Origin of the sequence: Rothia sp. HMSC072B03 (genome assembly GCF_001809565.1) — a bacterium.
GTDB lineage: Bacteria > Actinomycetota > Actinomycetes > Actinomycetales > Micrococcaceae > Rothia > Rothia mucilaginosa_A.
Window position 1 is genome coordinate 1 of record NZ_KV797961.1, and the last position, 359, is coordinate 359.

The following is a 359-nucleotide window of genomic DNA, read 5'->3' on the forward strand; positions in this document are numbered from 1 at the left end:
TGCGTTTCGGTATTGCGAGCACGACACCGTTGAAGCAGTGGTGCAGGCTGTACCGGCAGGGCGGCGCGCAGGCACTCAAGCCCAAGCCCAAGGGCAGGCCGAAGGGGTCGGTGCGGGCGGTGCCGCCAACGCGTGAGGAGGAACTTGCCGAGCGTGTGCGCAAGCTTGAGGCGCAGGTGGCGTACCTAAAAAAATCGATTGCCCTGAAGGCGCAGAAGCGCTCCCAAACCGGGACAAAGCCCTAGTGGTCGCTGAGCTTTCAGGGCGCGGTCACAAGCTGTACGACCTCCTTGAGGCTGCTGGCCTTGCCAGGTCGAGCTACTACTACGCGCTGGCTCACCCCCAGCAGCCAACCAGAG

General features: G+C 63.8%; 1 protein-coding gene. It reads left to right on the plus strand.

The window, feature by feature from the left end; all coding sequences use genetic code 11:
* On the plus strand, nt 1-245 hold a 245-nt coding region (locus HMPREF2630_RS00170; protein ID WP_143131569.1), incomplete at its 5' end, for a helix-turn-helix domain-containing protein.
* Nucleotides 246-359 lie beyond the last annotated feature (114 nt).